Source organism: Nonomuraea sp. NPDC003201 (assembly GCF_053590415.1).
This window is the reverse complement of the sequence record NZ_JBSFTC010000018.1, coordinates 23,800-37,146: the sequence shown is the minus strand read 5'-3', so window position 1 is coordinate 37,146 and position 13,347 is coordinate 23,800. Positions and strand designations below refer to the sequence as shown.

Annotated in this window: 13 protein-coding genes; 4 read left to right on the top strand and 9 right to left on the bottom strand. The window is 71.2% G+C overall.

Annotated elements, in window-relative coordinates:
* Positions 1 to 221: 221 nt before the first annotated feature.
* From ACWDX9_RS10335 to ACWDX9_RS10320, 4 genes are all read right to left on the bottom strand, one after another.
* Positions 222 to 1,355: a M20 family metallopeptidase gene (locus ACWDX9_RS10335; protein WP_449951408.1), complete on the bottom strand. Its 1,134-nt coding sequence runs from the start codon at positions 1,353 to 1,355 to the stop codon at positions 222 to 224.
* A gap of 10 nt (positions 1,356 to 1,365) precedes the next feature.
* Positions 1,366 to 2,937 (bottom strand): AbgT family transporter, encoded by a 1,572-nt coding sequence (locus tag ACWDX9_RS10330; protein ID WP_449951405.1) that lies wholly within the window; start codon positions 2,935 to 2,937, stop codon positions 1,366 to 1,368.
* Between the two features lie 70 nt (positions 2,938 to 3,007).
* Complete coding sequence (locus ACWDX9_RS10325; RefSeq protein ID WP_449951402.1) at positions 3,008 to 4,438, bottom strand: ATP-binding protein; 1,431 nt, start codon at positions 4,436 to 4,438, stop codon at positions 3,008 to 3,010.
* Positions 4,435 to 6,084 carry an FAD-dependent oxidoreductase gene (locus ACWDX9_RS10320; protein ID WP_449951399.1) on the bottom strand — a complete coding sequence of 550 codons (1,650 nt, stop codon included), beginning with the start codon at positions 6,082 to 6,084 and terminating at the stop codon, positions 4,435 to 4,437. The genes ACWDX9_RS10325 and ACWDX9_RS10320 overlap by 4 nt, the downstream gene beginning before the upstream one ends.
* 78 nt (positions 6,085 to 6,162) lie before the next feature.
* Between ACWDX9_RS10320 and ACWDX9_RS10315 the strand changes: the two genes are divergently transcribed.
* Positions 6,163 to 6,735 (top strand): TetR/AcrR family transcriptional regulator, encoded by a 573-nt coding sequence (locus ACWDX9_RS10315; RefSeq protein ID WP_449951396.1) that lies wholly within the window; start codon positions 6,163 to 6,165, stop codon positions 6,733 to 6,735.
* Positions 6,736 to 6,741: 6 nt separating this feature from the next.
* On the opposite strand, the gene ACWDX9_RS10310 is transcribed toward ACWDX9_RS10315, so the two are convergent.
* Together ACWDX9_RS10310 and ACWDX9_RS10305 are read right to left on the bottom strand one after the other, a co-directional pair.
* Positions 6,742 to 7,503 (bottom strand): SDR family oxidoreductase, encoded by a 762-nt coding sequence (locus ACWDX9_RS10310; RefSeq protein ID WP_449951394.1) that lies wholly within the window; start codon positions 7,501 to 7,503, stop codon positions 6,742 to 6,744.
* Positions 7,504 to 7,511: 8 nt separating this feature from the next.
* A complete protein-coding gene (locus ACWDX9_RS10305; RefSeq protein WP_449951504.1) occupies positions 7,512 to 8,396 on the bottom strand; it encodes an RNA polymerase sigma-70 factor in 885 nt (294 codons plus the stop codon).
* An 89-nt stretch (positions 8,397 to 8,485) separates the two neighbouring features.
* Here ACWDX9_RS10305 and ACWDX9_RS10300 point away from each other — a divergent pair, with 89 nt between their 5' ends.
* A complete protein-coding gene (locus ACWDX9_RS10300; RefSeq protein ID WP_449951391.1) occupies positions 8,486 to 9,160 on the top strand; it encodes a ThuA domain-containing protein in 675 nt (224 codons plus the stop codon).
* Here the strand turns inward: ACWDX9_RS10300 and ACWDX9_RS10295 are convergent.
* Positions 9,150 to 9,563: a TIGR03668 family PPOX class F420-dependent oxidoreductase gene (locus ACWDX9_RS10295; RefSeq protein ID WP_363967820.1), complete on the bottom strand. Its 414-nt coding sequence runs from the start codon at positions 9,561 to 9,563 to the stop codon at positions 9,150 to 9,152. The genes ACWDX9_RS10300 and ACWDX9_RS10295 overlap by 11 nt on opposite strands.
* A gap of 77 nt (positions 9,564 to 9,640) precedes the next feature.
* On the opposite strand from ACWDX9_RS10295, the gene ACWDX9_RS10290 reads away from it, so the two are divergent.
* Positions 9,641 to 10,528 carry a hypothetical protein gene (locus ACWDX9_RS10290; protein WP_449951388.1) on the top strand — a complete coding sequence of 296 codons (888 nt, stop codon included), beginning with the start codon at positions 9,641 to 9,643 and terminating at the stop codon, positions 10,526 to 10,528.
* On the opposite strand, the gene ACWDX9_RS10285 is transcribed toward ACWDX9_RS10290, so the two are convergent.
* Together ACWDX9_RS10285 and ACWDX9_RS10280 are read right to left on the bottom strand one after the other, a co-directional pair.
* Positions 10,525 to 11,145 carry a MerR family transcriptional regulator gene (locus ACWDX9_RS10285; protein WP_449951386.1) on the bottom strand — a complete coding sequence of 207 codons (621 nt, stop codon included), beginning with the start codon at positions 11,143 to 11,145 and terminating at the stop codon, positions 10,525 to 10,527. The genes ACWDX9_RS10290 and ACWDX9_RS10285 overlap by 4 nt on opposite strands.
* Before the next feature lie 15 nt (positions 11,146 to 11,160).
* Positions 11,161 to 12,009 carry a LysR family transcriptional regulator gene (locus ACWDX9_RS10280; protein ID WP_449951384.1) on the bottom strand — a complete coding sequence of 283 codons (849 nt, stop codon included), beginning with the start codon at positions 12,007 to 12,009 and terminating at the stop codon, positions 11,161 to 11,163.
* Between the two features lie 204 nt (positions 12,010 to 12,213).
* Between ACWDX9_RS10280 and ACWDX9_RS10275 the strand changes: the two genes are divergently transcribed.
* Positions 12,214 to 13,284 carry a thiolase C-terminal domain-containing protein gene (locus ACWDX9_RS10275; RefSeq protein WP_449951381.1) on the top strand — a complete coding sequence of 357 codons (1,071 nt, stop codon included), beginning with the start codon at positions 12,214 to 12,216 and terminating at the stop codon, positions 13,282 to 13,284.
* The last annotated feature ends 63 nt before the right edge of the window (positions 13,285 to 13,347 follow it).

Here is a 13,347-nt window from a genome sequence, read left to right as displayed (position 1 = left end):
CAGACCGCGGGCGCAGGCTCGGGCCGCGTTCGCCGCGTGGGCCGTTGACGCACCGCGCCCCGCCCGGAGGGGCTGCCTCATCCCGAGGTGCAGGACAAGGCGGCCGTCGAGTGGGTGCTGGAGGTCCGGGCGGGAGATCCCGGTCGAGGGCGCGTGGCGGTGGGTCGGCGACCCGTTGAACAGGCGGCTCCCGCCTCCTTGGGGAGCTGCCGTGGGGGCTGTCAGGCGAGGGCGGTGATCAGGCCCATGGTCAGCGCCGTGCGCTCCGCGATGTGCTCCACCAGTACGTGCTCGTGCCGCGCATGCGCCCCATTCCCCACCGCCCCCATCCCGTCCAGCACCGGCCGGCCCAGGGCCGAGACGAAGTTCCCGTCGCTGGCGCCCCCCACCGACACCTCGTCCAGCAGCCATCCGAACCCGGCCGCCACCTCCCGCGCCTCCTTGAACAGCCGCTGGGAGGCCGCGTTCGGTGTCATGGGCGGGCGGTTCCACTCCCCGGTGGCCGAGATGGTCACCCGGGGGTCCGGCGCCTTCAGGCCGGCGAAGACGTCGTCGATACGTCCCATCTCCGCCGGATCCGTGACGCGTACGTCGATTCCGCAGCTCGCGTCCCCGGCTGTCACGTTCCGCCCGGTGCCGCCGCTGATCAGGCCGACGTTCACGGTGGTGCCGCGCTCGCGGGAGCCTGCCTGGGCCAGGGTGGTGACGATCTCGGCCAGGGCGTGGATGGCGCTCGCCCCCGCGTACGGGTCGAGCCCCGCGTGCGCCTCCACCCCGGTCACGCTCACGTTGAACAGCCCCACGCCCTTCCTGGCGGTCTTGAGCGCTCCCTCCTGGGAGGCCTCGAAGACCAGGGTCGCCAGCGTGTCCTCGCTGGCCGCCTCGATGTGCGCGCGGGAGGCGGGGCTGCCGATCTCCTCGTCCCCGTTGAAGAGGTAGCGCACGCTCGGATGCGGCAGCCCGAGCTCGCGCAGCCCGCGCAGGGCCCAGATCGACTGGATGAGGCCCGTCTTCATGTCGAACACGCCGGGCCCCGTCGCCTTGCCGTCCACCACCGCGAACGGCCAGGCGGCCAGCGTCCCGGTCGGCCAGACGGTGTCGTAGTGGCTGAGCATGAGCACGGTGCCGGGCGCGGTGCCCCGGTAGGTCAGCTCCAGGATGTCGCCGTAGGACCCGCCGTCGTGCAGGACCTCCTCGTCCGGCGTCCCGAGGCGTTCGACGGCCCGGCCACGGATCTCGCGCAGCCCCTTGACCAGCATGGCCTTGTCGTAGCTGTGGGTTTCCAGCTCCACCGCGGCCTTGAGGTCGTCGAGCATGGCCGGCAGGGACTGCCGGGCCCAATCGGTGATCAACACGAGGTCCTTTCTAAGGAATCGGCGCTCCGGGGCCGAGCGGGATGCCGAGCCACCAGAATGCGAAGAACAGCAGCGTCCAGACGACGAGCAGGGTGAACGAGAGCGGGATGGTCATCGAGGCCAGCGTGCCGATCCCGGCCGAGCGCCGGTAGCGCTGGAGGAAGCCGAGCGCCATCACGAAGTACGGGCTCATCGGCGTGATCGCGTTGGTGCACGAGTCGGCGATGCGGTAGAGGGCCTGGGTGTATTCGGGCGGGATGTTCAGGAGCATCAGCATCGGCACGAAGACGGGGCCGACGAGCGCCCACTGCGCGGACCCGCTGGTCACCACCAGGTTGATCAGGGTGACCACGACCAGGATGCCCAGGAACACCACGGGCCCGCTCACCCCGGCCGACTTCAGCAGGCCGGCCCCGTCGATCGCGATGATCTCGCCGATGCCGGTCCACTTGAAGTACGCCAGGAACTGCGAGATCGCGAAGAACAGCACCAGGATCGGCGCCATCTCGCGGAACCCGTGGGCCATGAAACCGGGGATGTCCCGGCTGCCGGTGATCGTTCCGGCGGCCTTTCCGTACGCCCACCCGACGGCCAGGAACGCCAGCGCGAGGAAGATCGCGATGGAGGTGAGCAGCGGCGACTGCACGATGCCGCCGTCCTTGCCGCGCAGCGGCGACCCGGCGGGCAGCACGGCCGCCACCACGGCGGCCACGTACACCACGAGCGCGATCAACGCGGCCCGCAGCCCCTTCCGCTCCGAGGCGCTGAGCGCCAGCGCGCCCAGATCGTCCTCGAAGGAAGCGGGGGAGGAGGAAGCGGGGGAGGGCTCCGGGTCGATGGGCATCGACTCGACCCGGCGCGCCAGCACGCGCTCGGTGACCAGGGTGATCGTGGCGGCCAGCACCAGGGAGGAGGCCAGTGAGAAGAAGTAGTTGGCCAGCGGCGTGACCGTGTAGGCGGGATCGACGGTGTGCGCGGCGGCCGTGGTGAGCCCCGACAGGATGGCGTCGGTCGGCGTGATCAGCGGGCTGGCGTCGTAGCCCGCCGAGATCGACACGAACGCCACCACGATGCCCAGGATCGGGCTGCGCCCCACCGCCCGGAAGGCCAGCGCGCCGAGCGGGATGAGCACGACGTACGCGGCGTCGGAGGCCACGTGCGCCACCATGCCGGTGAACGCCAGCGCGAACGTCACCCACTTCGGCGACACCCTCGACACCCCGGAGCGCAGCACGGCGGCCAGCAGCCCCGAGCGCTCGGCGACCGCGACGCCGAGCATGACGACCAGGATCGTGCCGAGCGGCGGGAACGAGGTGTAGTTCGTGACCGCGTCGCCGACCATCATCCGCACGCCGTCGGCGGACAGCAGGTTCTTGGCCGCGACGGTCTTGCCCGTCGCCGGGTTGACCGCCGACACCCCTGCCGCCGCCAGACCCCAGCTGACCAGCGCCAGTAACGCGGCCAGGATGACGAACAGCCAGAACGGATGGGGCAGCCTGTTGCCCAGCCGCTCGATCCCGCCCAGCACCCGGAGGAGGCCGTTCAGGGACCGCGAACCTGTCACCGTCTCGGACGCGCTCACGGGCACGCCTCCTTCCCGCATTTCGGTCAACCATTACACGCGGTAAGGAAGCGTCCTGACAAGAGTCAGGTCAAGAGACGGCGACAACCGGCTCCCGGAGCGGCAGCCGTACCTCGAACCAGGTCTCGCCCGGAACCGAGCGCACCTTGATCTCCCCGCCGTGCCGCCCGGCCACGATCCGGTACGAGATGTCCAGGCCGAGACCGGTGCCCTGACCCACGCTCTTCGTCGTGAAGAACGGCTCGAAGATCCGGTCCTTGATCGCCTCGGGCACGCCGGGGCCGGTGTCGCCGATCTCGACGATGGCCTCGTCCTCGTCGTGCGCCGTGCGGATCGTGAGCGTGCCTTCGTCGCTCATCGCGTCGAGCGCGTTGTGGATGAGGTTCGTCCAGACCTGGTTGAGCTCGCCCGCGTAGCAGGGGATGGGTGGCAGCGTGTGGTCGTAGTCGGTGACCACCGTGATGCCCGGGGGGATCTTGCCGCGGAAGATCGCGACCGTGCTGTCGAGCAGGTCGTGCACGTCGACCTGCTGGAACGGCGCCCGGTCCATCTGCGAGTACTGCTTGGCCGAGCCGATCAGCGACGTGATGCGCTCGGTGGCCTCGGTCACCTCGTTGAGCATCTGGGAGATCTCGATCGCCTTGGCCAGCCACTGCACCGCGGCGGGAGCGCGGTCCTCGCCCACCTTGCCGCGGATCTTCTCCAGCGCCTCGGGCGTGAACCCGGCGGTGACCAGCGCGGGAGCCAGGTCCCACGCGTCCTCGATGCCCAGCGCGTCCAGCGCGTCGCCCAGCTCGTCCTCGGCGTCGGACGTCTCCAGCGGGCTGCGCTGGGGCAGCTTGCCCAGGTTGGCCGTGCAGGACTCCTGCCACTCGATCAGCGTGCGCAGCTTCTCCGGCGGGATGCCCTCCTCGGCGAGCTGGGCGAGCTGGAGCCGCGAGGTCTTGATCAGCGAGCGCAGCTCACTCGCGGCGCGCACCGCCGCGGCGGCCGGGTTGTTCAGCTCGTGCGTGAGCCCGGCCGTGATCGTGCCGAGCGCGGTCAGCCGCTGCCGCCGGTCGATGACCTCCCTCTGCATCCGCCCGCCCGACAGCATGCCGTCGAGCAGGTGCATCGCCATCGGGAACCACTCGGCCACGATGTAGGCGAACTTCTTGGCCGGCAGCATGAACATCCGCGTCGGCGCGGTGGTCCGCAGCGTGTGCTGGTACGTCTGCGGCGCCCGGTCGCCGAGGTAGGCGCTGGTGGCGCCGCCGTAGACGCCGGGCTGCGACGCACGGGGCATCGCCACGGTCCCGGCGCTGACCGTCTCGCTGATCATCTGGATCTCGCCCTCGAGCAGCACCGCGAAGCACTCGGCCGGGTCGCCCTGCTGGAGGATCACCTCGTCCTGGCCGAACGTGCGCACCTGGCCGCTGTTGGCCAGCTTGGTGAGCTGCTCGTCGTTCAGCCGCTCGAAGAGGAAGAGTTTGCGCAGTTCATCGATGTCGATGTTGGTCATTGCTTCTCCAAGTAGCGATGCACGAGCGCGACGGCCATCGCGCCCTCGCCGACGGCGGAGGCCACTCTCTTGATCGAGTCGGCGCGTACGTCACCCGCGGCCAGCACCCCTGGCACGTTCGTCTCCAGGAAGTACGGCTCGCGCCGCAGCGGCCAGTTACGCGGCCGCTTCCCGCCCTGCACCAGGTCGGGCCCGGTCAGCACGAACCCCTTCTCGTCGCGTTCGACCGTCTCGCCCAGCCACGACGTGTACGGCTCGGCCCCGATGAACACGAACAGCCACTGCGCGTCGACCGTGCGCTGCTCGCCCTTGGTCGAGAGCGTCAGCCGCTCCAGATGGTCGTCGCCTTCACCGCCGACGACCTCCGTCTGGAGGTGCACCTCGATGTTGGGGATCGCGGCGATCTGCTCGATGAGGTAGTGCGACATGGACTTCTCCAAACCGTCACCCCTCACCAACAAATTGACCTTGCTCGCGAATCCCGACAGGTAGACGGCCGCCTGCCCGGCCGAGTTGGCCGCGCCCACGATGTAGACATCGGTGTCCTGGCAGGACGGCGCCTCGGTCAGAGCGGCGCCGTAGAAGACGCCCCGCCCGGTGAACTCGTCGAGCCCCGGCGCGTCCAGCCGGCGGTAGGTGACGCCGGTCGCCAGGATCACCGCGTGCGCGGCGATCTCCCCGCCGTCCTTGAACCCGACCACCCGCGCCTGCCCGCGCGGCTCCAGCGAGACGACCTTGCGCGCGGTCAGCAGCTCCGCCCCGAACTTCAGCGCCTGCCTGCGCGCCCGGTCCGCGAGCTGCTGCCCGGAGACGCCGTCGGGGAAGCCCAGGTAGTTCTCGATCCTGGAGCTCTGCCCCGCCTGGCCGCCCGAGGAGTAGGCCTCGACCAGCACGGTCCGCAGCCCCTCCGAGGCGCCGTAGACGGCCGCGCCGAGCCCGGCCGGCCCGCCGCCGACCACGATCAGGTCGTAGAAGTCGGTGGCCGGCGTGGTCGACAGGCCCACCGCCGCCGCCAGCGTGGCCTGGTCGGGCGACTCCAGGGTGGTGCCCTCCGCGGTCACCACGAGCGGCAGGTGGCAGCCGTCGCCGGCCGCCTTCACCAGCTGCTCGCCCTCCGGGTCCTCCGACAGCATCCAGCGGTACGGCACGTGGTTGCGGGCCAGGAAGTCACGCACCTTGTACGACTGAGCCGACCACCGGTCGCCCACCACCCGCAGCTCGGACCGCTCGATCCGGTCCGTGCGCATCCAGGCGTCGAGCTGGCCGTCGATCACCGGGTAGAACTTCTCCTCCGGCGGGTCCCACGGCTTGAGCAGGTAATGGTCCAGATCCACCACGTTGATCGCCTGGATCGCGGCGTCGGTGTCGGCGTAGGCGGTCAGCAACACCCTGCGCGCGTACGGATACAAGTCCATGGCGGCCTCGAGGAACTCCACGCCGTTCATCTGCGGCATGCGGTAGTCGGCCAGGATGGCCGCCACCTCGTCACCCCGCAGCCGCATCTCCCGGACGGCCTCGATGCCGTCCCGGGCCGCCTCGGCGCGGACAATCCGGTATTCCTGGCCGTAGCGGCGTCTCAGGTCGCGGGCCACCGCCCGTGAGACGCCCGGATCGTCATCAACGGTAACGATGACCGGCTTGTCCATGTCTTCTCCCCACTCGTCCCTACTGGAAGCATGTCATGTGCGGGGGAGTCGGCAGGCACTCGCTCATATCATGGTCGGATGCGTACACGCGATCGCATCATCGACGCCGCCGAGCAGGCGATTCGGGAGTTCGGCATCGCGGGTGCCACCACCAAGCGTATCGCCCAGCAGGCAGGCTGCTCCGAGGCGCTGCTCTACAAGCACTTCGCCGGCAAGGAGGCGTTGTTCCTCGCGGTCCTGCTGGAGCGGCTGCCCGCGCTCGGCCCCGCGCTGGAGCGGCTGCGGGAGAGCACCGGACAGGGCGACCTGGCGGGCAACCTGGCCGAGTTCGCGCTGATGGCGCTGGAGTTCTACACCAAGGCCGCGGCCATCGCCTCCGGCCTGCTGGCCGACCCGTCGCTCATGGCGGGGTTCAGGGGCATGCTGGCCGCCAGCGACATGGGCCCGCACCTGCCGATCCGGGCGCTGGCCGAGATCCTCCGGGCCGAGCAGCGCGGCGGCCGGCTCGACGAGGGGATCGACGCCGACGCCGCCGCGTCGATGCTGATGGGCGCCTGCTTCCACCGGGCGAACCTGAGGTACTACATCGAGCTCCCGGAGGCGGACGAGCCCTGGGCCGCCGCGATCGCGCGCACGCTGGTGCGGAAGTGACGCCCGTTACGCGATGACGCGGCTCTCGCCGCCGTCCACCAGCATCGAGATCCCGTTCACGAACGAGGCCCGCTCGCTGGCCAGGAACGCCACCACGTCACCGACCTCCTCCGGGTTGCCGACGCGCCCGATCGGCACCGCCTCGCCCCGCCGGGCCAGCCCCTCCTCGTCGCCCGCCAGCGTCCGCAGCCGGTCGGTGTCGATCGGGCCCGGCATCACGTTGTTGACCAGCACGCCGTCGCGGGCCACCTCGCGGGCCAGCGTGCGCACGACGCCGGCCACGGCCGAGCGGGTGGCGTTGGACAGCGCCAGGCCGTCCAGCGCCTCGCGGGCCGACCTGCTGGTGATCGTGACGATGCGGCCCCAGCCGCGCGAGCGCATCTCGGGCAGGACCGCGTACATCAGGCGTACGGTGCCGAGCAGGTTGCGCTGGACGGCGACGTCCCAGTCGGCCAGGCTCGTCTCGTCGAAGCGGCCGGCCGGCGGCCCGCCGGAGCTGGCCACCAGGATGTCGATCGGGCCGAGCACGTCACGCGTCTCCTCGACCACCCGCCGGGCCGCGGCCGGGTCCTCCACGTCGGCCAGCACGGCGTGCACGACCTTGCCGAACTCCTGCAACTGCACGACCGCCTCCGCGAGCCGCTCCGGGTTGCGGGCGGCGACGCAGACGTCGCAGCCCTCCCGTGCCAGGCTCTTGGCGGCGGCGAGCCCGATGCCCGCGCTGCCTCCGGTGACGAGGGCGACCTTGCCCGAGATGCCGAGATCCATAGGGGCGACTATAGATCGTGCGGGAGGGTTGCGACCTCTGCGTCGGGGGTGACGCGGGTGAGCTTGTCGGGGTTGAGCAGGCCGTAGATGCGCGTGATGACGCCGTCGTGGACGTCGATCAGCACGACCTGGCGGTGGTCCGCGACCCGGGTCCAGAGGGCCGGCTGGCCGTTGAGCTCGATCAGCCGGGAGTCGGCGAAGTCGTAGCGGCTGAGCAGGCCGTTGAGGAAGGCCATCACCTTGTGGCGCCCGAGGATCGGCCGCAGCGCGGCCCTGACCTTGCCGCCGCCGTCGTTGTAGGACACGACGTCCTCGTGCAGCAGCTCGGTGAGCGCCGCGAGGTCGCCGCCCGCCGCCGCGTCCATGAACTTCGTCAGCAGCTCGGTGTGGTCCTCGGCCGACGGGTGGAAGCGGTCGCGCCCCTCGGCGAGCCGGACGGAGGCCCGGCGGTGCAGCTGCCTGGCGTTGGCCACGGAGATGCCGACGATCTCCGCGATCTCGTCGTACGGAAGCTCGAACGCCTCCCGCAGCACGAACACCGCCCGCTCCGGCGGCGACAGCCGCTCCATCATGTGCAGGGTCGCGTACGAGACGGTGTCCCGCAGCTCGGCCGTGTCCAGCGGCCCCGCCTGCGCCGTCATCACCGGCTCGGGCAGCCACGGCCCCGTGTACGCCTCGCGCTTGACCCGCGCCGAGCGCAGCTGGTCGAGCGCCAGCCGCGAGACCACGGTCACCAGGAAGGCGCGCGGCTCCTTGATCTCGCTCCGGTCGGTGCCCTGCCAGCGCAGCCAGGCCTCCTGTACGACGTCCTCGGCGTCCCACATGCTGCCGAGCAGGCGGTAGGCCAGCCCGAGCAGCATGGGGCGGTGCTCCTCGAAGTCCACGGTTGGCATCATGCCCGGTCACCGGCGAGGGTGCCGAAGTGGGGGCAGCCGACGGTCCATGGGTGGAAAAGCCGCGGTAAGCATGATGAGCTTGGCGGGTGGCGAGAAATCTGATCCTGTCAGGAGGCCCGTTCCACGACTTCGCCGCCACGTCGGCAGCGCTCGCGGGAGTGCTGGCCGAGGTGGGGGTCGAGTCGGAGATCACCGAGGACATCGCGGGCGCGCTGAGCGAGCCGTCGGAGGTCCAGCTCATCACCGTCAACGCGCTGCGCTGGCAGATGGACCACGACCGCTTCACCGACCTGCGTGACGAGTGGCGCTTCGCCTTACCGGCGCAGGCCCGCACCACGCTCCTCGATCACCTCGACCGGGGCGGCGGGCTGCTGTGCATGCACTCGGCGTCGATCTGCTTCGACGACTGGCAGGGCTGGCCGCGCGTCCTGGGCGGCTGCTGGACCTGGCCCAAGTCCCACCACCCGCCGCTGGGGTGGACGGGCGTGCGGGTGCACGGCGATCACCCGGTGGTCGAGGGACTGCGGGACTTCGACGTGGTGGACGAGGTCTACAGCGACCTCGACATCCTGCCGGACGTCGAGCCGCTGGCGTCCTCCAACGGCCAGCCGCTGGTCTGGGCGCGGCCGGTGCGGCGCGGCCGGCTGTTCTACGACGCGCTGGGCCACGACACCAGGTCGTACGACAACGAGGTGCACCGCGCGATGCTCCAGCGGGCCGCGCTGTGGCTGCTGAAGCGGCCCGTCACCATCACGGAGTGAACGACCAGCCGCTCCAGCGGGTCACGTCCACGAGGATCACGGGGCCGCCGGGCCGGTGCTCGCGATACTGGCCGTACTTGGCCGCCAGCGCGTCGAGCGCCGGCTCGCGCTCCGGCCCCTCCTCGACGACCACGGCCAGGCCGTCGGCGCGGGCCCACCACAGCCGGGCCCAGTCGTCCTCGTAGTGGTCGGCCAGCAGGCTGACCCGCGGGTTCTCCCGGATGTTGCGCACCCGTCTGAGGTCGGTGGTGGTCTTCGGCTTGTGATCGATCGCGGTCACCACCCGGTCCGCGACCACGGCGAAGGTGACGGGCACCAGGTGGGGTGTCCCGTCGCCGCTCGCCGTGGCCAGCCGCGCCACCCGCTCGCCCCGGAACCTCGCGCGGGCCCGCTCGCCGTCCATGCGTCCCATTCTCACCGCCGGCGGATCGGTCCGGAACTTACAAGACCGCATGTCGCCGACGTGGGCACGATGAGTCCATGAACGTGAACCTTTCCGCGATCCCCGGCTTCCTCGCCGGGCACGCACGAGTTCTGGACCGCCGCCGCTACGACCTGCTCATGGGCGACGGCGACGCCGCCTCCGCGCTGGGCGCGCTGGAGGCCTACCGCAACCCCGACGGCGGCTACGGCTGGGGCCTGGAGCCGGACCTGCGCTCACCCGAGAGCCAGCCTGGGGCGGCGCTGCACGCCTTCGAGGTGTTCGCGGACGTCGCCCCCGTGACCTCGCCGCGGGCCGCGGCGCTGTGCGACTGGCTGGACTCGGTCACGCTGCCGGACGGCGGGGTGCCGTTCTCGCTGCCGCTCACCGTCGGCGAGGCCACCGCACCCTGGTGGGCGGGCGGCGACGCGGACACCTCGTCCCTGCAGATCACCTCGATCTCGGCGGCCGCCGCCCACCGCGTCGCGGCCCACGACCCGGCCGTGGCCGCGCATCCGTGGCTGGAGCGGGCCACGAGCTACTGCCTCGACGCGATCCAGGAGCTCGACAAGGCGCCGCACGCGTACGTGCTGGCGTTCGCGGTGCGCTTCCTCGACGCCGTGTACGACACCCAGCCCAGGGCGGCCGACCTGCTCAAGCGGCTCGCCGCGCACATCCCCGCGGACGGGCGGGTGCCGGTCGAGGGCGGCACCGAGTTCGAGACGCTGCGGCCGCTGGACTTCGCGCCCCACCCGGGCGGGGCGGCCCGCGACCTCTTCGAGCCCGACGTGATCGCGGCGGACCTCGTACGGCTGGCGGGGCAGCAGAAGGACGACGGCGGATGGGACGTGGACTACGCGCGCATCTCCCCGGCCGGGGCGCTCGACTGGCGCGGCGCCGTCACCGTGAACAACCTCGCTCTGCTGCGCGAGAACGGCCTCGTCTAAGGGGACAGGCGGCGGGCCGACTCCGACTCCTGGGCCATGCGGCGCAGCGCCTCGAACGCCTTGCCGTACAGGACGGTGCCGAGCACCAGGGCCTCCACGGCGGCGTCGCGCGGGCCGTCGAAGGGGATGGTGTTCATCTCGACCTCGGAGACGAGCTTCTGCGCGATCTCGACGTACGGCTTCAGGTCGACGGGCAGGCCGAGCTGGCGCATCCGGACGATCGTCTGGGCCAGCTCGTCCCGGGCGGGGGCGGTAGGCGTGACGTCCCAGCCCTGGCCGGCGACGAGACGGTCCACCTCGTCGCGGGCGGTCTGCCACTCCTCGCCGGGCTCGGGCTCGACCGTGGCGCTCAGAGCGTAGTGGGCGGTGCCGAGCAGCAGGTGCAAGGGGAGCGACTCGTCCTCGACGGCCTCGATGATCTTCTTGATCGAGGCGACGGGGAGCCGGCCCACTTCGAGCAGGGCTCGGATCAGGCGGAGTCTGCGCAGGTGGGACTCGTCGTACTCGGCTCTGGTCGCGGCTGTCTGCTCGCCGGGGTGCAGCAGGCACTCGCGGAGGTAGTACTTGATCGTCGGGATGGCCACACCGGACTTGGCACTGAGTTCGGAGATGCGCATCGCTAGATAATAGCGCTATCCAGAGCGGGCGAGGTGCCGGGCGGCGCTGAGGAGCTCGTGGACGTCCGTCTGGCGGTTCCAGAGGAAGACCACTTCCAGCGGCGGCACGTCCTCTTTTATAGGGACAAATGCGAGCGTGTCGGGGATGGTGGTGCCCTCGTGGACGCACAGCGCGTAGCCCGCGCCTTCCCCCACCATGTTGATGACCAGGTCGTGCGTGGCCGCGGCCGGGCCGAGGCGGGGGTGGAGGCGGTGCCGTACGAACCCCTCCAGGAAGCGGCGGGCCCCGGCGACCGCGTCGGACTCCGGCATCACCAGCGGCTCGCCCGCCAGGTCCGCCAGCGACAGCGCCTCGTTCGACGCCAGGGGGTGATCGCGGTGGATCAGCGCGCGCACCGGGAAACGGTGGACCAGCATGCGGGCCACGCCCCTGGGCAGCGAGCCCGGCGCGTAGCCGAGCCCGGCCTGCAGGGTGCCGTCCGCGATGGAGACGATCTGCTCGGCCGTCCCCATGGGGGCCACGCGCAGGTTGGAGGTCTGGAGCTGGGACAGCAGCCGGGCCACCACGTCCGCCAGCCCGTCGGCCACGCCCAGGCGCGCGGTCGTGACCCTGTTCCTGGCGGCGGCCACGGCGCGGTCGAAGGCGTCGACCGCCACGGTGGCCTGGGCCAGGAAGGCCTCGCCCGCCTCGGTCAGCTGCACGCCGCTGGACGACCGGCTGAACAGCTCGACGCCGATCTCCTTCTCCAGGGCTCTGAGCTGCTCCGACAGCGTGGGCTGTGCGATGTGCAGCGCGGTGGCGGCGCGGCGGAGACTGCCCGCGCGGGCGATCGCCATCGCGTACCGGACGTAGCGTAGATCCATCCCTCACCTCAGCGTGATGATGGGCTTATCGGTTGATCACTCCTCCGTATTACAAGAGGACCTGCCTCCCGTGAAGATATTCAGTTATCCACTGGTGGCGACATTTCCGGATTGAACGGGAGTTGCCGAGCAAGCGCTTGTCTCGGCTGTCGGTGCGGGCTAGCGTGCGTCTACGGAGCGGGCCATGGACGCGGGAGGCGGCGGATGCAGCCGTTCGGGGGGTTGGCGGCGGTGGCCGGGGTCGGGATGACGGCTCTGACCAGGGAGTCCGGGCGGAGCGAGCTGGAGCTGGCGGTCGAGGCGTGCCGGGCGGCGTGCGCGGACGCGGGTATCGGGCCGCGCGACGTGGACGCGGTGCTCAGCTACCACCTGAACGACTCCGCCCCCGTCGTCCAGGTCGCGCGGGCCCTGGGCATCGAGCGGCTCGGGTGGCACAACGACATCGCCGGGGGAGGCACGCAGGCGGCGTCGATCCTGGGCGACGCGGCGATGCTCATACACGCCGGGTTGGCGCGAAATATCGTGGTCTATCGGGCGCTCAACGGCCGCTCCGGCAAGCGCATGAACACCGTCTCCACCGGCCCCCAGGAGCGTTTCACGTACGGGCTGGCGGGCCCGATCCCGCTGTTCGCCCTGGCCGCGACCCGCTACCTGCACGACACGGGCCTCACGGAGGAGCACCTGCACGCGGTCGTCGCCCAGTCCAGGGAGAACGCCAAGGCCAACCCCCGGGCCCTGCGCCGCGAACCCCTGGAGCTCGCCGACTACCTCGCCCGGCCGTACGTGAGCACCCCCCTCCGCACGGTCGACTGCTGCCAGGAGACCGACGGGGCCTGCGCCCTCGTGGTCAGCGGCGTGCTCGACGGGCCGCGCGTGCGGGCGGTCGTCCGCGGGGGCGGTCCCGGCTGCTCGGCGATGGACCGCGCCCCGGACGTCACCGCGATCTTCTCGGCGTACGTGGCCCCCATGCTCTGGGAGGCGTCCGGCCTGCGGCCGTCGGACGTGGACGTGGCGCTGCCGTACGACGCCTACTCGTGGCTCGTGCCCCGGCAGCTGGAGGACTTCGGGCTGGTCGAGCGTGGGGATCTGGGGCCGTACCTGCTGGAGCGCCGGCACGCCTGGGTGAACCCGCACGGCGGGCTGCTCTCGGAGGGCTACGTGCACGGCCTGAACAACGTGGCCCAGGCCGTCAGGGAGCTGCGTGAGGGCCGTGAGGTGGCCCTTGTGACGGGGTTCGGGGGCAGCTACGGGAGCGCCGCTCTGCTCGTACGGTGAAAAATCGGCTGAAATGCTGATGAGGCCTCCGACATGTACGGGGTGATCCGATCCCGATGACCG